The organism is Flavobacterium sp. FlaQc-57, from assembly GCF_044007395.1.
GTDB lineage: Bacteria > Bacteroidota > Bacteroidia > Flavobacteriales > Flavobacteriaceae > Flavobacterium.
Genome location: NZ_JBIPDA010000003.1, coordinates 460,053 through 479,097, shown reverse-complemented (window position 1 = coordinate 479,097; position 19,045 = coordinate 460,053). Strand labels below are relative to the sequence as shown.

Here is a 19,045-nt window from a genome sequence, read left to right as displayed (position 1 = left end):
TAAGTGAAACACCTTTTTTAGAATACAAATCTATGTATCTATGTGTTTAAAATAATTTCACAGAATAAATAAATAAATAAATACTATATTAACTTCTAATAAAAAGCCTGATACGAAAGATTATTTTTCGTATCAGGCTTTTTATTATTTAATATCGACACTATTCTCATAAAAGGTTTTATAGTAAAGCATAAGTGTAATTTTTACTCCAACATTAAAATTACGTTAGAATTGGCGTTTTCTTGATCAAATAAACTTGATTTACTAATATTAATTTTTACATTTGCGTTATTTTTATTTATTCTAAATAGAATACGTTTTTAAAATTGATTCTATTACATTAAATAACCAAATCAAATTCACAAAAAACAGTAAATACCTAAATATGAAAAAGAATTTTTTTATCTCTTTAGCATTAGTCGCTTCTTTATTTGTTAGTGCTCAGCAAAAAAACATCTTACTAGAACAGTCTTTTTGGAAAGCAGCACCAGACGTTAACGCAGTTAAAGCAGAAATTGCAAAAGGAAACAATCCGGCAGAAGCCAATGCAAGTGCTTTTGACGCTGTAGTTATTGCCATTAACAATGATGCTCCTATAGCAAGTATCAAATTCTTATTAGACCAACCAGGAAATTCAGTAAATAAATCTACTCACGACAATCGTATTTATTTACACTGGGCTGCATATAGAGGAAACACTGAATTAGTTCAATATTTAATTTCTAAAGGTTCAGATATTAATCTTGAAGACAGCCACGGTACAACTCCACTAGCTTTTGCTGCTTCTAGCGGACAAACCAATACGGCTCTTTATGATGCTTTTTTTAAAGCAGGAATTAATCCTAAGAAAAAATACGCTGATGGCGCTAACTTATTGTTAATGGCAATCGCATCTGATAAAGATCTTACCCTTACTGATTATTTCATAACTAAAGGATTATCTCTTAAAGATGTTGACGCTAACGGAAGTACTGCTTTTGATTATGCTGCAAGAACTGGAAACATCGCACTTTTAAAAAAGTTATTAGACCGAAAAGTAAAAGCTACAGATAACGCGCTTCTTATCGCTGCTCAAGGTTCACGCAGAGAAACTAATACGCTTGAAACGTACAAATATTTGGTTGAAGATGTAAAATTAAAACCTACAGCTACAAATAAATCCGGAGATAATGTACTTCATATTTTAGCAAACAAGCCAAACCAGTCAGAAATAATCAATTATTTCCTTGCTAAAGGTGTAGATGCTAACAAAGTGAATAACGAAGGAAATACTCCGTTTATGATTGCTGCCGGAGCGAGAGAAAATGGTTCATTAGAAAAATTACTTTCAGTTGCAAAAAATATCAATTTACAAAACCTTAAAGGAGAATCGGCATTGACAATGGCAGTGCGATCAGGAACTCCTGAAGCAGTTTCAATTCTTCTAAGCAAAGGTGCAGATGTAAATGTAAAAGATAAAGACGGAAATAACTTAGGTTTATATTTAGTACAATCTTACCGCCCGGCAGGTCGTGGAGATAATGCAGCAAAAGATCCTTTTGAAGCTAAAGTAAAATTACTTCAGGAAAAAGGATTAAATCTTGCAGCTGCTCAAAAAGACGGAAGTACTTTATACCACTTTGCTATCGCTAAAAACGATTTAACATTAGTAAAAAAATTAGCGAATCTAAATATCGATGTTAATGCTAAAAACAAAGATGGTTTAACCGCTTTGCACAAAGCTGCAATGGTTTCAAAAGACGATTCGATTTTGAAATATCTAATTTCAATTGGTGCTAAAAAAGACATTAATACTGAATTTGACGAAAGCGCTTATGCATTGGCAAAAGAAAATGAGTCATTAACTAAAAATAACATCTCTGTTGATTTTTTAAAATAATAATAAGAAATTGCCAAGGATTAGAAATGGTCTTTGGCAACCCTATATTCCAATAAAAAACAATTATAATTCTCAATATGAAATCAATATTTAAAATAGCCCTTACAGGTGCATTAATCTGTCTTATCTCATTTCAATCTTCTGCTCAAAGCAAATACAAATGTATGCTTCAAATGTCTAATTACATGGGAGAAGGTGCTTATATCGTTGTCTCTCTAATCAATCCAAAAGGAGATTACGAAAAAACACTTTATGTAATGGGCGACGATAAAAAATGGTACAAATCATTGAAAGAATGGAATAAATTTCAAACGTCAAAACCAGCAGATATCAGCGCAAAAACAGGTGCATCTGTAACGGGTGGAGACCGTAGTATTACTACAATCGAAATTGACGATTCTAAAATCAATAAAGGATATAAACTTAGATTTGAATCGGCTGTAGAAGATCAAAAATATTATGTTAGCGATTTAGAAATTCCGCTTACAACTGAAGCAATGGCTGATAAAACAGAAGGAAAAGGATATATTAGATACGTACGATTAAGTAAAATCTAATATTTTACATCCTCAATTACATTTGATTACTATTTAGATTACATTCAATGACTCTTTCTTTTTGGCGTTACACACACTTGGCTCTGGCTTTGTTCTCTTCTTTATTTTTAATATTAGCATCAGTAACCGGAATTATTCTGGCAGTTGATGCCATGCAAGAAAAAACACTTCCGTACCGAGTAGAAAATTTCGACAAAATAAATTTGGGTGAAACCTTAACGGTACTCAAAAAAAACTATCCTGAAATAACCGAATTAAGTGTCGATAATAATAAGTTTGTAACCTTACAAGCAATCGATGAAGATGGCAATGACATCAATTCTTACATTGATCCCAGAACAGGAAAAAAACTGGGAAAACCTGTAAAGAAAAGTGAATTCATTCAATGGGTTACTGGTTTACATCGTTCTTTATTTCTTCACGAAACGGGTCGGTTTTTTGTTGGGGTCATTTCCTTTTTATTAGTATTAATTGCGATTTCAGGTTTTGCCTTAGTTTTGAACCGACAAAGAGGTATTCGCAATTTTTTCTCCAAAGTAGTCAAAGAGTATTTTGCTCAATATTACCACGTTGTTTTAGGAAGACTGGCTCTTATTCCAATTTTAATTATCGCGCTTTCCGGCACTTATTTATCATTAGAAAGATTTAACTTTTTCATGGGTAAAGAGAAAGATAAAAAGGAAAAAACTGAAACTGTAGAAGCTCCAAAAGGAAAAACTACTTCAATATTTACCTCTACTCTTTTAGCGGATGTAAAAAAAATAGAATTCCCTTTTACAGATGATCCCGAAGAATACTACATTATTCAATTAAAAGATAAAGAAATCGAGATTAATCAGGTTACAGGAGCAATTGTTACTGAAAAACGTACTGCAACGACCGCTCAATTATCAGATTTAAGTCTTGATCTTCACACAGGAAGAGCAAATGGAATTTGGGCTTTTATATTAGCTATTGCTAGTATTAATATTCTCTTTTTTATCTATTCTGGTTTTGCAATTACTTTAAAAAGAAGAGCAAGCCGCATTAAAAACAAATTCAAAGCCAATGAAAGCGAGTTTATTTTACTTTTAGGCTCTGAAAACGGAAGTTCGCTTCGATTTGCCAATGCCATTCTGAAACAATTAATTGCTAACGGACAAAAAGCTTTTGTTTGCGAATTGAATCGTTTTACTACTTTTCCTAAGGCAAAACATATTATCATTTTTTCATCTACTCACGGAATGGGAGATGCGCCTTCTAATGCGAATAAATTTGTATCACTTTTAAAGAATGATGCGCAACAACAACAAATCAATTATTCTGTAGTTGGTTTTGGTTCAAAAGCATATCCTGATTTCTGTGGTTTTGCGTATCAAATTGATACAGCATTAGCCAATCAAAATTGGACAGAACGTTTCTTAGACGTACAAACTGTAAACGATAAATCGGCTGAGGAATTTGTAAATTGGATAAAATTATGGAGTGCCAAAACTGGAATTCCATTGTCAACGACCCCTTCATTGTACAATCATGTCCCAAAAGGTTTACAGAAACTAATGGTGTTGAATAAAACACTAATTTCTGAAACGGAACAGACTTTTATTGTTACGCTAAGAGCCAACATGAGAGCAAAATTCAATTCAGGAGATTTACTTGCCATTTATCCGGCAAACGACACCAGAGAACGCCTCTACTCTATTGGAAATCATTCCGGAAATATACAATTGGTTGTAAAATTACATCCGCATGGTTTGGGTTCTGAATTTTTAAATAATCTGATTCCCGGAAATGTTATTAAAGCAAGAATCATCAATAATAAAGCATTTCATTTTCCTAAAAAAGCATCAAAAGTAGCGCTAATTTCAAACGGAACCGGTATCGCTCCTTTTCTTGGAATGATTGAGCAAAATAAAGCTAAAATTGAAACTCATTTATACGCTGGATTTAGAATGGAAACCGAAAATGTTTCCGGTTATAAAGAATTTGCATCAGAAATGATTCAAAAGCAAAAACTGAAAAGTTTTCACCTCGCTTTATCACGTCAGGAAGAACGTTTTTATGTAATGGATTTAATTAAACGTGATGCCTGCTTTTTTATCGATTTACTAAAACAAGGTGGTGTAATCATGATTTGCGGATCGCTCGCGATGCAAAAAGATGTTGAATCTATTCTTGATCAACTGTGCTTAGAGAACAACACAAAAAGCATTTTAGAGTATAAAAATAATGGCCAGTTATTAACGGATTGTTACTAACTTTTTATATTATAGATTGGAAAAAGAATCTGCTAAATCTGCGAGAGAAAAAACTTTACACAAGAAGCTATAAAAATTATTAATAGCATTTAAAAAAATATATGTCAATTCAAAAATCAACCTTTAAACTCTTATTCATTTTTGTAATAATGTGCAGCTTATCAAGCAACGCACAAGTTTTACGAAAAAGAACGACTTTACTTATGGGAGGACGTTTTGACATCACCATTGTGGCAAAAGATTCACTTTCGGCTGAACAAAATATCGATGAGGTAATTGCCGAAATCACTCGAATTGAAAATCTAATATCCGATTGGAAATCAACATCCCAAGTTTCTGAAGTCAATCAGAATGCAGGAATTAAACCTGTAAAAGTTGATCGTGAAGTTTTTGAATTGACACAAAGAGCAATACAATTTTCGGAAGCTACAAAGGGTGGTTTTGACGTAAGTTTTGCTGCAATGGACAGAATCTGGAAATTTGATGGTTCGATGACCGAAATGCCTTCGGCGGAAGCCATCAAAAAATCTGTCGAAAAAGTAGGCTATAAAAATATCATTTTAGATTCTGTGCAATCGACTATATTCTTAAAATTAAAAGGAATGAAAATTGGATTTGGTGCTTTGGGCGAAGGATATGCAACTGATAAATGCCGAAATATGATGCTGGCAAAAGGCATTAAAGCCGGAATCGTAAACGGATCCGGAGATATGACGGCTTGGGGAAAACAACCCAACGGCAAAGATTGGAATATTGGAATGACAAATCCTTTTCATCCTGATGATTTGTTTGCCGTAGTTCCTTTAAACAACGGCGCCGTAACGACTTCTGGAAGTTATGAAAAGTTTGTTGTTTTTAACGGAAAACGATATTCGCACATTATTAATCCTGCAACAGGTTATCCTGCAACAGGTTTATGCAGCGTATCTGTTTTTGGTCCAAATGCCGAAACTGCAAATGGTTTAAGCACTTCATTAATGGTTTTAGGACAAACTCAGGGATTACTTTTACTTAAAAAATATCCTGAATACAGTTGTGTAATGATTACCGATAACGGAAAATTGGTAAAGTCAAAAAATTTTCAAATCAAGAAATTCAAAGCTAAACTTTAATCATTTTATTGATACAATTTTTGGAATGAAAAATTAGGATTAAGCATTTTCACTTCATTCTCAGATGTTTCAAGTTGAGCCTCTTTTGCATACACAAACATTCTTTGTTCATAGTCATTAATCGCTTCTTCGATCGTTTCAAACTTATCATTCGTAAGATTTTCAGATAAAATCAAAGCATCCATCAATCCAGTATTCACACCTTGTCCGGCAAAAGGCGGCATTATATGAGCAGCGTCTCCAACAAGCGTTATAGGCAATAGCCGATTAGTTTTCCAAGATGTATCTAATGTTATTTTTCTGGTTTTCCACGCCACAAATGATGCTGTCGCACGAAATAAATCCTTGTAAGATTCGCTCCAATCTGAAAATCTAGTCAATAAAAATGACTTAATATTTTCAGTATTTTTAAGATCCAATCCAATTGCTTCCTGATTTTTCAAAATAACACTATAACTCAAAACACTTCCGTTCTTTGGGTTTGCAACAAGTAAATTACCGTCTTTTGCTACCATCAAGATGTTATGATTACACAATTGATAGAAATCCTGACATGCCGTTTCTGGTTGAATTACATCGCCTTGCAAAATAAGCGTTCCCGTATATTCAATCTCTGCATCAGTAACATATTTTCTAGCCTTAGACATTCCGCCATTGGCTACAATGACAAAATCTGCAATTGCTGTAAATTCATTATCAAAATGCAAAATCCATTTTCCATTGTCTTCTTTAAGATCATTCAATTTTCGATCCCAAACAACCGTATCTTTTTCGAGACTTTTAAGTAACAATTGTCGTAAATCGTTTCTGTTGATTTCAGGATTATCATATTGATTTTCGATTGTCGTTTCTTTACAAAACAAAATTTCAGCTTGATCGTTCGCCACGGTTCTTCCCATCGGAGTTGCCATTTCATAATAATGTTCCAGTAATCCAGCCTTTTTCATTGCCTCTTGTCCGGAACCTTTATGCAAATCGAGTGTTCCTCCTGAAATTCTTGTTTGAGCGTTTTTGTCTCTTTCGTAAACCTTTACTTCTATTCCATTTTGTTGCAGTAATCTCGCCATTGTAAGACCAACAGATCCTGCACCAATAATGGCAATCTTTTTATTTTTTAATAACATTATTTTGCACGTTTAGTTTGAAGTACAAAATTCCGTAATGCTATTTTTTTAGGATTGTATAAATGCGACAAAATCAATGTTTAGAATTTCCTTTTTTGTCTTTCTTGCAAATGCCGCGGGCGTTGTGCCACTGTAACGTTTAAATTCTCTGCTTAAATGAGATTGATCTGTATATCCCAATTCATGAGCCAAAGCTGATATATTCAAATCAGGATTCAGTAACAATTGGTTTCGTACTTGCTCAAAACGCATTAAACCCGAAACGTCTTTTACCGTATAACCAGACGATTGTTTAAAATTGCGCTCTAGTGTACGAATCGTTGCGTGGGCAGCATTTGCTACCTGACTTACTGGTAACGTACCGCCAGATTCTCGCATGGCAAGTCCAGCTTTATATAAAATACTATCACTCGAAATTTGAGACTTAAGGTTCAAAAAACATTCTTTTACAACATCAATCGCTTCATCGATTTTATTAGCTTCAATCAATTCATTTAATACAATTTGAAGTTTCCCTATTGGATGATCAAATATTTGTAATCCTGCTTTTCCAGATGGCAATCCAAGCAAATCAAATACCGTCCAGGGAAAGCATCTGATACCAATAATTTCTAAACCTTTATCTGCCTTTATAGTAAATGGCTGATTAAGCAAACCCATAATAAATGGCGATGACAAAATTTGAAAATCTCCATTGTAAGAAATACTCAATTCACTTCCAAAATAAAAAATAATTTCGGCATAACTATCGGGTAAAACCTCCAAACTCAACTGTTCAGTTTCAGGATTTCTTTTCTCGTACCAAAAGCATTTTATTACATCCTGTAATTCTTCAGGAGGATCAAATTCGTTGTGGAGTATTTTTGAAGAAAGCATATTTAAAGCAAATTGAATTCTGAAATTTAAGAAAATGATCACAGATTGTTACAAACAGCGTTTTGAAATCTAATCTTACATCCAATCAAAATCTCTTTTATGTTTTGAGATAAAAACTATTCCACCCTTAAAACAAAGACATATAAAACTGAAATACAACCCATTATACAACAAAATCGGTTCATCCAAAATTACTAAAATATTCCCCACAAAAGCTATAAAATCCAACATTAGAATTTCTAATGTAATTCTAATGATCTTCTAATCTCTTTATTTAGATTAAATATAAACAATGATATAAGTTTGCAATTCTATTGATAAGTAAAGTTGTTATGAGGTTTTTATTATTTGTGTTCTTGTTCGTTTTTTCTCAAGGTTGGTCTCAAAATGGAAACATTACTGGAAAAGTTACTTTCGAAAATACTGAATCGGCTTTTGGTGCTTCGGTTTTGATTTCAGGAACTCAAAATTTTGTAATCGTAGACAACGATGGTCAATTTGAAATTAAAGGATTAGCATACGGAAATTACGTTTTAGAAATCTTTTCAATCGAAGCAAAGACCAAAATGGTAAATGTACTTCTTAATAGTTCATCTCAACAAATAAATATTGTTATTGAGAAAAATTCACCTAAAGCTTTAAAAGAAGTAGTAATACAGAAGACCTCTGTAAAAAAGGAGATTATCAATAAAGGTTTTGCGGTAAATGTTATTGAAACTCAAGAAGCGGCAAAACGAAATTTACAAACCAATGATTTACTGGATCGCTCTGTTGGAGTTAGAATTCGTCAAAATGGAGGTTTAGGTTCTAGTGTTGATTATAACTTAAACGGAATGTCCGGCAACTCTGTTCGAATTTTTATTGACGGAATTCCAATTTCTACATACGGCTCATCTTTTAATTTAAATAGTATTCCTCCGGCTTTAATCGAGCGTATCGAAGTGTACAAAGGGGTTATTCCTGCCCATTTGGCCGATGATGCTTTGGGTGGTGCAATTAATGTTATACTAAAAAAAGGAGCTAAAAACATGCTAAACGCGTCGGCATCGTATGGTTCGTTTAACACTTTTCAATCTAATTTAAGCGCAACTTATAGAGGAGAATCTGGTTTTACTGTAAAAGGATCCGGTTTCTACAACTACTCTGATAATGACTACGAAGTTTGGGGAAAATTTGTGTACAATATTCTGCCTAACGGACGCTATGAATATGTAAGAGCCAAAAGATTTAACGATGCTTACAGATCTTACGGAGCAAGAATCGAAGCTGGTTTTACAGATGTAAAATGGGCAGACACTTTTTTAATTGGCTATAACGGATCGCAGGATTATAACCAAATACAACACGGTCAATTTATGACGAAACCTTACAAAGGCCGTTTTACCGAATCTGAAGCAAATGTTTTGACTTTAAATTATAATAAGAAAAATTTTCTGGCAAAAGGTCTTGATTTCAACCTAACCGGTGCATACAGCCAAAGAGAACAAGTTGTAAATGATACTGTAAAATGGAATTATAACTGGAACGGGGAAAAAGCAATTGGACTCTATGGCGGACCAATTTTGTCTCCACTTGGAGCTCAGCAAGGTGCACCAACAATCAACCACATTCAAAGAAATATATTAAGTGTTAGAGGTGGATTTAATTATAATCTGGATCGTAATAACAAAATTATATTCAGTACCATGTTCAACACGGTAGATCGAGAGGATTATGATGAATTAAAATCAGAATTGGAAAGAACGTTTCAGGAAACGCGAGATCTGCAAAAAATGGTTTCATCATTAGCATATGAATTGCAAGCGTTTGACTCTCGCCTGAGAACTAGTGTTTTTGGAAAATTCTACGAACAAAAGATTGAAAAAAGAGATCCTACTATTGTAACTGAAAATGGACAGAGTAAAGTTACTGAAACTGTTTTCTCTAATACAACTACAACTGTTGGTTATGGAATGGCTATTTCTTATGCACTTCAACCTAAAATAATGGTATTGACATCGGCAGAAAAAGCGGTAAGAATGCCTTCTGAAAATGAAGTTTTTGGTAGCCCGGGAGAAAACATAATTGCCAATCCTACTATAAAACCAGAGATTAGTAATAACCTGAATGTTGGTTTACGATTTGGTCCTTATATGATCAATGAACATAAAATTTCCTTTGCTCCTTCTGGGTTCTTAAGAGATACAAAAGATAAAATTGTTCGAACTACAAGTTCTCGTTTAAATGATGCAATACAGACATTGCCTTTCGAGAATCTAGGAAAAGCACAATCTATAGGCTTTGAAGCTTCGGTAGATTATGTCTATAAAGACAAATTATTTGTGTCGTTTAATATGTCGAAGTTCAATTCGTTGTTCAAAATGCGTTACGATAACAACGGAGGGCAACTAGAGAATTACAATAAACAAATACCAAACGAGCCTTATTTTACTATAAATGCAAATGCACAATACAACTTTAAGAATCTGATACAAGAAAATTCTCAAATGAATGTATACTACAACTGTGGTTATGTAGATCCGTTTTATACACTTTGGCTGGAGCTGGAGAGCTATAGAACTCCGGCACAATTTGTACAGGATTTAGGTTTGAGTTATGCATTTCCAAACAAACAATTTGTAGTCAGTTTTGATGCTAAAAACATACTGGACAAACAAATTTATGACAATTACGCCGTTCAAAAACCCGGACGTGCCTTTTATGTAAAGTTGAATTATACCATAAATAATTTATAATATCTAATTTTTTAAAACAATGAATATGAGAAAAAGTACTTTTAAACTACTTGCATGTGGTTTAGTTTTAGGCACATTGTCATTAACTACAGCTTGTAGCAGTAATGATGAAAAAGGTACAGATCCTGTAAATCCGGAAACACAAGATCGTTGGATCACGGTTTCGGGAGCATTAATGCAAGACGCACCAGGTGACGGAAACGGAGGAACTATGGTTTATGCTGTGACAAAGAAAAACGCAAAAGATCCAAACTTTTCTATTAATGTTTACGAAAGCGGAATGCCGGTTCAATCTAACAGAACTGCTCGTTTGCAATCATCTGTAGACGGAAGTACTCTTTTTAATATTACTTATACGGGTAGTAACGGAGGAGAATTCATGACTTATAAAGTTAATGGAGCCAAGAGTTTTACACAATCAGGAACAACCGTAAATATTTCGCAATATGCAGGAACGTCTCCAAGATGGGCAAAACTTTTTGACGGAGATAAAACTGGTGTCGCTGTAAACATTACTACTCCAGTGGTTGTTACCAATGCAGATAAAACGTATAAATATACAAGAGGAAGCGCAACAGTTCTAGCATTAGACCTTAAAAACATTTTAATCTCAGGTTTTAAACAATACGAACTTCCGTTAACAGCTCAGGAAGAAGCACAAGGACATCACCTATTTCGTTTAGATGCTCCAACTTTGAACAAAGCAGGAAATAAATTGATTATTGGTACTTGGATGCGTAAAACAAATCCTGCAACTGGAGCACTTGAAACTACATTCGATCGTTTAGGTTCTAAATCTGTAGTGGTTGATTATCCGTCATTAGAGAATCCACAAATTATTACCTCTACAGTAGCTTTTGGAGATACAAGTGGTTTCCGTAGTTTTAATAGCTTCGTAGGAACTGATGGAAACATTTACCAAGCAACCCAAAGAGATACAAAAAATGGTTCTTACATCTTAAAAATCAACCAAAACAACCAATACGACAACTCTTTTGTTCTTAGTTTAGATACAGCTTTGGGCGTAAAAGGATCTTATATCGATGCTTGGAGATATGCTGGAAATGGAATTGCTTATGCACTTTATACTGCAACAGAAACAGGAGAACAAGGTTTTGTGGCTAGAATTGACTTAAATGCAAAAACAGTTACAAAAGTAGAAGGTATTGCTTACGATTCAGCTATTGATTTTGGTCAATATCAAGGTTTTGTAGTTGATGGAAATGATTTATACATCGCAGTTACACCAGTTGGAAAAGACGGAAACATTTATGTTATTGATATTCCAACAGGAGCAGTTACTAAAGGTGCTAAATTGGTAAACAAACCTGGAAACCATTACATTGGTGTATTCTAAAAAATAACATTGTCAGAAATGGCAACTATAATAATTGTTATTACTTGGATTTTTTTTTTAATTAGACATTCCGTTTCAGTTTTGAAGCGGAATGTTTTTTTATTGAATTAAATTAGTTTGACTAAGATTATATTTGATGGATATTCAAATTCAAACTTTTCTATTTTTTTTCTACAATTTATAAAGCCTTTTTATTGTGCATCAAATCTAGTAACATAACCATAACCTAATATTCCTTTTCGCAAGGTCAAAACAATACGATTGTCTTCTTTGATTGATTCATACAATTTTTTTTCAACCTCTAAACGTTCGTTACTGTCATATGGAGTTTTTATGAAAAGATTATAGCTATTTCCTCCTTTAGTCCTTTTGTTTATTTCTTTATAATTAATTATTGTTACTTGTCTTCTCTCTCCTTCATTAGAAAATTGTGTATTCATAAAAATCCCAACATCCGGAATCAATAAAAAAAAGCAAATACAAATACTTAATAAATTTTCAACCTTAGAATCCCCGCTAAAATCAAAATATCGGTTTAAAATTATTGTGGTTAAAACAGTAAAAACTAAACTAAAAAAAGCCAACTTCCAAAACAAATTATAACCTCCAATTGTATTTTCAAAATATCTAAAAACAAACAAGGAAGGAATAAGACCTATAAAAAAAATGAATTGAAAATTTTTACTTAGTTCCCGTTTATTGTCCTTCTTTTTATCAGTAATTTTCAAAAACAAATCACTTAAATAATACGATAATAAAATAAAAACAGGAATTGACATAAACAAATATCCAAATTCATGAATTGTATATGAAAGAACAATACCACATAAAGCAATTATGAAAATATTCTTTATTAATTAAAATGCATAATTTATTAGTGCTAATATAACTAACAAAAACTCAAATTAACTTATATAACTTATATGGTTCAAAAACTTTGCGCCTCAGTGACTTTGTAAGAACTATTTTTACTGCACTTTAACTTCAATAACTGAAGCAGGTAAACTACCTGTCGAAGCTTTCAACTGAATATTCTCTTTTTTCCCGTTCGACTGAATAATCGCAATACATTTACCGCTGAACAATTTGCAAGAATTGGCTTTAAAAGAATCTAAATTAGCCTGATAACCATTATCAACACCAACTAATTTTCCGCCGCCAGTAACTTCAAAATTAATTAAATCGGTAGCATTCGGTAATACATTTCCATCTTTGTCAACCGTAGAAACAGTTACATAAACCAAATCGTAAGTATCATTTTTGATGGTCGTTTTATCTGCCTTTAAATCAATTTTTGAAGCTTCTCCAGCCGTATGAATTTCCTTTTCTAAAACTACTTTACCATCTTTTCTTGAAATCGCTTTTAAAGTTCCGGGCTCAAATTTCACTTTCCATGAAATATGAAGATCGTCGTTTTGTTTTGATTTTTTTCCAAGAGATTTTCCGTTTAAGAATAATTCGACTTCATCGGCATTATTATAATACGCCCAAATATCAATTTCCTGACCAGCTTTCCAGTTCCAATGCGGAAAAATATGCAAAACAGGTTTTGTTGTCCATTCACTTTGGTACATATAATAAACATCTTTTGGAAGTCCTGCCAAATCTACAATTCCAAAATAAGAACTTCTCGCCGGAAACGGATACGGATCAGGTTCACCTATATAATCAAAACCTGTCCAGATAAAAGTTCCTGCCATGAAATCTTGTTTCTTGATCGTTTTCCAATTCTCTTCATGCGTCGCTCCCCAGTACGATTTTACATTATCGAAAGCCGAAACTGTCCAATCTGCATTTCCATCAAACGGAGCACCGTATTTTGCAGGCCAGGCTTTTACGCCATCTGAAGGAAAATCATAATGACCACGCGTTTCTAAAGCCGAAACACTCTCAGATGCCAATATTTTTTGTCCTTTAAATCGGGTTGGAAAATCTTTATAATCTTCATGTTTATAATTGAATCCCAAAAGATCTAAAGCACCGGATTGATATATAAAATTCTTCTCAATTATATTTTCGGTCAATGCCGAAGTTACAGGACGTGTCGTATCTAATGATTTTACAATTTTAGCCAATTCTCTTGTAATCGCAATTCCAGTCGAATCAAATTGTTCTCTGATTTCGTTTCCAATACTCCACATCATTACCGATGGGAAATTTCGATCTCTTTTAATAAAATCTTCCAAATCCTGTTTGTGCCAGGCATCCCAATCTTTGTGGTAATCGTTGGTTACTTTTTTCTTCTTCCAAACATCAAAAGCTTCGTCCTGAACAATAAATCCCATTTCGTCGCACAATTGCATCATTTCTAAAGAATGAGGATTATGAGACATTCTAATAGCGTTTGCTCCCATTTCTTTCATCAACTTCAGTTTTCTTCTAACCGCGTTAATGTTTTCAACCGCGCCCAAAGCTCCATTATCATGATGCAGACAAACTCCATAAATTTTCGTTGGTTTACCGTTTAATGAAAATCCTTTTTCAGCATCAAAATTAAAATAGCGAAACCCAAGTGGCGTTTCATAATTATCTACCAATTTCGATTTCTCGTAAATTTTGGTTATCACTTTATACAAGTACGGACTTTCTGTACTCCACAATTTTGGCTGGTTTAAAACCAAATCATGAACTTTTTTTCCCGTTGTTTTAGCGCCTATTTTTTCTGTTGAAGAAAAGTTAGCCACTTCTATATTCTTTGCATCTACAATCGAAGTCACCAATTTAAACTCTTTCGTAGTAACATTGTCATTATCAATCGTAACTTCTAAATGTATTTTAGATTTTGCTTCAGAAACTTCCGGAGTTGTTACATAAGTTCCCCACTTCCCTACATGCAGTTTTTCACTGGCAACCAAACGTACATTTCTATAAATCCCGGAACCTGTGTACCATCGTGAATTGGGTTGTGCATCATTATCGACTTTTACTGCAATAATATTCTCTTTGCCAAAATTCAAATACTGCGATAAATCGTAACCAAAAGAGATATATCCATTCGGACGTATTCCTAAAGATTTTCCGTTTATAAATACTTCACTATTTTTAAAAATACCATCAAACTCAACCGAAACCGTTTTGTTTTTCCAATTTGCAGGAACAGTAAAAACTTTGCGATACCAGCCTTTTCCTGCAGGCAAAAATCCTTGCGCTTGTTTGGTTTTACTGTCTTTGTCAAAAGCTCCTTCAATACTCCAATCATGCGGAAGTTGCAACGTTCTCCAATCTTTTGCATCAAAATTAGATTGAATTGCCGTAGCATAATCTCCTAATTTGAAGTTCCAGTTTTTATTAAAATCTTCAACAATCCTGGCTTGTTTTTGTTGTGAGAAAGTTGGTATCGAAAGCAATAAAATACATACAATTCCAAATTGCTTTAAGGTCAATATTAGTTTATTCATTATAACATTATTTTAGTCTATCTCATTTTCAAATAGTCTTTCTTCTATTTTCTATTTTCTATTTTCTCTCTTACTGAAACTCAAAATTATCCAACATCAATCCTTTTAAATCTTCTCCTTCTAATGTAATTTTATACGTTCCGGCGTTAATATAACCTCCGGAAGTTGTGTTTAAAATTTTCCATTTTTCTGATGAAGGGAAAAATTCGATAGTGTCATTTCGCATTAAAATCCCGTAAGCATCTTCCATTTTGAATTTTACTTTTAATGGCGTTTCGTTTTTGTTCATGAATTTAAAACGCATTAAATAAATTCCAGCAACTCCAGGTTTTACTTCAAACTCAATACTATTATTGGTCTTTTTTGTAAACTCAATGTAATCGGCTTTTTTAAAGTTACCTTTTTCGATTCCTGTTCCCGTAATTTTTGCATTTTCTGCTTCGATAAGAACTACAGGTCTCGAATCGTCTTTTTCGCCCATATCGTAAGTTGGAACGGCAGCTATAACAAAATGCGAACCCAAAGATTTAAAAGATACTTTTTCACTTACATTAAACTTCTTCTTGTAAACATTAAATGTAAATCCTAAAGTGTTTTTTGCCGTTTCTTCCAATTTTGTATAACCTTCTAACCAAACTGGTACTTCTTCTCCATTAAGCAAGAAAAAATATACATTTGAATCTTTAAGTAGATTAAAACTTCCTCCGCTTATTTTTCTATCTGAAAACTGTAAATACTCTGCTCCTACTACTTCTGACGGTATTTGCGTTAAAACTATTCCCGACTTTAAATCTAAAAACTGTTTTGAATTATTATCCAGCCACGAAGCTACTTTATACTCCAAATCTGAATCTAAACTTACATTCTGAATATTTTTAGGAGACTCTTTTGCGGATTTAATATTCTTGTCTTTTGTTGCAATAGCAATTGCCGAAATAATTGCCTGACTTGCTTTTACATTTGGAAACGAAATTTTAATTTTTCCATTTATACTCTTTACAATGAACTTCTTTTTTAATGCTTTATCATGCCCAACTTCTGCCCAAATATCAAAATCTTTAAGAACTACATTATCATTTATCGCGACATCAAACAAACGCCAGCCTTTACAATCTAATCCACCACCGGTTCCGTACCAAGGTTCTGTAAAGTATAATTCTACCAAATATTCTCCGTTTGGCACAGGAAATTCATAACTTAATTTATAAGCTCCATATCTAAAACTTTGAAATAAAGCTTCGTCTTTTGTGCCGTCTATTGGATCAAAAGTTGTTCTTTGGCTAGCATAAAAATCCGGAAGTTTTTCAAAATTATCTGTCCACGAAAGTGAACCCCAAGTATTCGCTCCGCTTTTATGAGTATCTGTCGACCAAACATTTCCAGACGAATCTGTTAATTCAGAACCGCCACAATTCACTCTGTACAAATAATTATACCCTTTATCAGCTTTTACAATATCGGCTTGATTAGAATATAAAGCTTTTAAATTTGGTGCTTTTTGAAAATAGAAATCACTTAAAACTATATAATCTTTAGCAACAGCTTTCCCTTTTACATAACCAACGGCGTACAAAACATTGTTTTGAATATTGACATTATTCCACTGAAAATGCTGTCCTATTCCCGGATTTTTCAATCTGCCTAATGATCCTTTATTGACATCATTAAACAATTCTACTTCGTCGCAATTAGAGTAAACATCAATTCCGTTTTTGATTCCGGGTCTTTCCCATCGATTTGGCCAAGTATGCGAAACAATATAAACCATTGGGTTTGTTTTGTTCGAAACATAATTGGCGCGATACATATAAAATGCATCCAAAGGTTCGCCCCAAATCGTGAAAAGTCCTTTGTAATTTACAGGTCCAACTTTATCAATATCTCTAAAACCTTCGCCGTTTTGAACGCGTCCCGGGTTTTCGTGCGATGCAAAAAGCCAATTGAATTGTCCTGCAATTTTATCTTTTACCGATTCGGCTTCGCGAACTTTGATTTCCATTAATTGAGAAAATCTGTTTTCGCTCAAAATTCCTTTTTGATCAAATTCTCCTTCAGTATGTAAATCTGCCGAACGCCACGCGCCATATTCGCCGTTTAATAATTGCGTAGACATTTCAAGATGGTATTTTAACGGATCACCACCATAAGTTCCTGACCAGTTTTGCACGACATTCCAATCAGTTCCTTCTCCTCCGTTGCAAGTGGTTACAATGCGCTGTGAAGCCGATATTGGATCCATTTCGCGAATAATCTTTGTGCATTCTTCAGCAAATTCTTTTGGAATCGTACTTTCATTCTGCAATCCCCACATGACAACCGATGGACTGTTTCTGCGTTCTTTTATCCATTCTCGCAATAAGGTTTTAAAATTCTCTTTAAACTCTGGCGTATCGTACCAAATATGTGCCGAAAACTGACTCCAAAACAGGATTCCGTTTTCGTCTAATGCTGCCTGATATTTTAAATTATGTGGTTGATGCGCTTCTCTAAAAGCATTGAATCCTCCTGCTTTTATTTGTTCGATTCTTGAGTGAATCATTTCATCTGAAAACGAATGACTGTTTCCTATTAAATGCTCGTATTCGCAAGTCCCGTTGATGAATAAAGGTTCGTCATTGATAAAAAATCGATTGTCTTTTCCGTCACGGCTTACCGGCCAACTGACCCAACGAATTCCGTAAGGCGTTGTTAGCTGATCTATTATTTTTCCGTTTTCATAAATCGAAGTTACCAGTTTGTACAAATAAGGATTTGATGGCGACCATAATTTTGGATTCAAAATTTCGGGTAATGTTTGTGCTATTTCTTTTGTCTCACCTGCACTATTTTTAAGATCTGATTTTGATGCCACAACTTTCTTTCCTGAGGCGTCAAAAAGGACATTTTCGAACGTTAAATTTCGATCTGAATTGCTGTAATTTTTAATTTCTGTCGTGGTATGTAAAATAGCTTTTTGTTTTGATGTCGATTTATCATTCCAGATATGAACACCAAAAGGCTGTATTCTAACATCGTTTGTAATGACTAAAGAAACTGGTCTGAAAATCCCCATTGGCTGAGAACCTTCTGAAAATCCCCATTCTCCGGAACATCCGCCACACACCCACGGCAAATCGGCAATGAATGATGGATGCGCCGCTTTGACTACAATATTATTTTCTTTATCAAAAACCACAAGATTGGTAATGTCGATTGTAAAAGTGGTTCTTCCGCCTTTGTGTTCTCCGGCTTTTTTACCATTTACCCAAACGGTAGCATATGAACTTACTCCTTCGAAATATAGAAAAAGTCGTTTTCCTTTGGTTGCTTTATCAAGTTTTAAAGATTTTTGATACCACGCTGTTCCGTGTAAATTACCATGTTTTGTTCTTCTAAAACCATAATATTGATCCCAATTGTGTGGTACATTTACTTGTTGCCATTTTGCATCAACTTTAGGATCGTTCACAAAGGTTTCTTCTTGTTTTAGAAGTTGATCTAAAACGATCGTTGACCAAGATGAATTCAGCGAAACTTCTTGACGAAACTTCGCTGAACCACTATTGCCCTGACTCCAAACAAGGCAAAAACTTGAACAAAAACAAAAAATAAAAAATATTAATTTCTTCATATTCTATTAACCATATAATTGATATAAGGCAATTTAAGTTATATTCAATTAAGACTCAAAAGTCTTCTGTTTGTCATTTCGATCCCGAGGCTTCGGGAGAGAAATCGCACATAAAACTCAGCATAGAAATGTTACCAATCCTTGTCGAGTTTCTAGTGTG

The 19,045-nt window shown here is 33.7% G+C and carries 11 protein-coding genes; 6 read left to right on the top strand and 5 right to left on the bottom strand.

Annotated elements, in window-relative coordinates:
• Positions 1–385: 385 nt before the first annotated feature.
• From ACHRVZ_RS12825 to ACHRVZ_RS12810, 4 genes are all read left to right on the top strand, one after another.
• A complete protein-coding gene (locus ACHRVZ_RS12825; RefSeq protein WP_395422940.1) occupies positions 386–1,879 on the top strand; it encodes an ankyrin repeat domain-containing protein in 1,494 nt (497 codons plus the stop codon).
• A gap of 77 nt (positions 1,880–1,956) precedes the next feature.
• On the top strand, positions 1,957–2,436 hold the full coding sequence (locus ACHRVZ_RS12820) for a DUF2271 domain-containing protein (RefSeq protein ID WP_395422938.1): 480 nt from the start codon (positions 1,957–1,959) through the stop codon (positions 2,434–2,436).
• Between the two features lie 47 nt (positions 2,437–2,483).
• Positions 2,484–4,673, top strand: coding sequence for a PepSY domain-containing protein (locus ACHRVZ_RS12815; protein WP_395422936.1), 2,190 nt, complete (start codon positions 2,484–2,486; stop codon positions 4,671–4,673).
• A 101-nt stretch (positions 4,674–4,774) separates the two neighbouring features.
• Entirely contained in the window at positions 4,775–5,785 is a 1,011-nt protein-coding gene (locus ACHRVZ_RS12810; RefSeq protein ID WP_395422935.1) for an FAD:protein FMN transferase, read from the top strand.
• Positions 5,786–5,790: 5 nt separating this feature from the next.
• On the opposite strand, the gene ACHRVZ_RS12805 is transcribed toward ACHRVZ_RS12810, so the two are convergent.
• Together ACHRVZ_RS12805 and ACHRVZ_RS12800 are read right to left on the bottom strand one after the other, a co-directional pair.
• A complete protein-coding gene (locus ACHRVZ_RS12805) occupies positions 5,791–6,909 on the bottom strand; it encodes an FAD-dependent oxidoreductase (protein WP_395422934.1) in 1,119 nt (372 codons plus the stop codon).
• 48 nt (positions 6,910–6,957) lie between these two features.
• Positions 6,958–7,785, bottom strand: a complete 828-nt coding sequence (locus tag ACHRVZ_RS12800; protein WP_395422932.1) for a helix-turn-helix domain-containing protein — start codon at positions 7,783–7,785, stop codon at positions 6,958–6,960.
• A gap of 332 nt (positions 7,786–8,117) precedes the next feature.
• Here ACHRVZ_RS12800 and ACHRVZ_RS12795 point away from each other — a divergent pair, with 332 nt between their 5' ends.
• Together ACHRVZ_RS12795 and ACHRVZ_RS12790 are read left to right on the top strand one after the other, a co-directional pair.
• A complete protein-coding gene (locus ACHRVZ_RS12795) occupies positions 8,118–10,520 on the top strand; it encodes a TonB-dependent receptor (RefSeq protein WP_395422931.1) in 2,403 nt (800 codons plus the stop codon).
• A 25-nt stretch (positions 10,521–10,545) separates the two neighbouring features.
• Positions 10,546–11,877: a hypothetical protein gene (locus tag ACHRVZ_RS12790; RefSeq protein ID WP_395422929.1), complete on the top strand. Its 1,332-nt coding sequence runs from the start codon at positions 10,546–10,548 to the stop codon at positions 11,875–11,877.
• 191 nt (positions 11,878–12,068) lie between these two features.
• Here ACHRVZ_RS12790 and ACHRVZ_RS12785 read toward each other — a convergent pair whose 3' ends face one another.
• The 3 genes from ACHRVZ_RS12785 to ACHRVZ_RS12775 form a co-directional block, all read right to left on the bottom strand.
• Positions 12,069–12,656 (bottom strand): hypothetical protein, encoded by a 588-nt coding sequence (locus tag ACHRVZ_RS12785; protein ID WP_395422928.1) that lies wholly within the window; start codon positions 12,654–12,656, stop codon positions 12,069–12,071.
• A gap of 189 nt (positions 12,657–12,845) precedes the next feature.
• Positions 12,846–15,275, bottom strand: a complete 2,430-nt coding sequence (locus tag ACHRVZ_RS12780; RefSeq protein WP_395422927.1) for a sugar-binding domain-containing protein — start codon at positions 15,273–15,275, stop codon at positions 12,846–12,848.
• Between the two features lie 70 nt (positions 15,276–15,345).
• Positions 15,346–18,885 (bottom strand): malectin domain-containing carbohydrate-binding protein, encoded by a 3,540-nt coding sequence (locus ACHRVZ_RS12775; RefSeq protein WP_395422926.1) that lies wholly within the window; start codon positions 18,883–18,885, stop codon positions 15,346–15,348.
• Positions 18,886–19,045: the final 160 nt, after the last annotated feature.

Coding starts and splice junctions, on each gene's coding strand:
- ACHRVZ_RS12790 (WP_395422929.1), top strand. CDS start 10,546: ATGAGAAAAAGTACTTTTAAACTACTTGCATGTGGTTTAGTTTTAGGC.
- ACHRVZ_RS12825 (WP_395422940.1), top strand. CDS start 386: ATGAAAAAGAATTTTTTTATCTCTTTAGCATTAGTCGCTTCTTTATTT.
- ACHRVZ_RS12810 (WP_395422935.1), top strand. CDS start 4,775: ATGTCAATTCAAAAATCAACCTTTAAACTCTTATTCATTTTTGTAATA.
- ACHRVZ_RS12775 (WP_395422926.1), bottom strand. CDS start 18,885: ATGAAGAAATTAATATTTTTTATTTTTTGTTTTTGTTCAAGTTTTTGC.
- ACHRVZ_RS12795 (WP_395422931.1), top strand. CDS start 8,118: ATGAGGTTTTTATTATTTGTGTTCTTGTTCGTTTTTTCTCAAGGTTGG.
- ACHRVZ_RS12805 (WP_395422934.1), bottom strand. CDS start 6,909: ATGTTATTAAAAAATAAAAAGATTGCCATTATTGGTGCAGGATCTGTT.
- ACHRVZ_RS12820 (WP_395422938.1), top strand. CDS start 1,957: ATGAAATCAATATTTAAAATAGCCCTTACAGGTGCATTAATCTGTCTT.
- ACHRVZ_RS12815 (WP_395422936.1), top strand. CDS start 2,484: ATGACTCTTTCTTTTTGGCGTTACACACACTTGGCTCTGGCTTTGTTC.
- ACHRVZ_RS12780 (WP_395422927.1), bottom strand. CDS start 15,275: ATGAATAAACTAATATTGACCTTAAAGCAATTTGGAATTGTATGTATT.
- ACHRVZ_RS12800 (WP_395422932.1), bottom strand. CDS start 7,785: ATGCTTTCTTCAAAAATACTCCACAACGAATTTGATCCTCCTGAAGAA.
- ACHRVZ_RS12785 (WP_395422928.1), bottom strand. CDS start 12,656: ATGTCAATTCCTGTTTTTATTTTATTATCGTATTATTTAAGTGATTTG.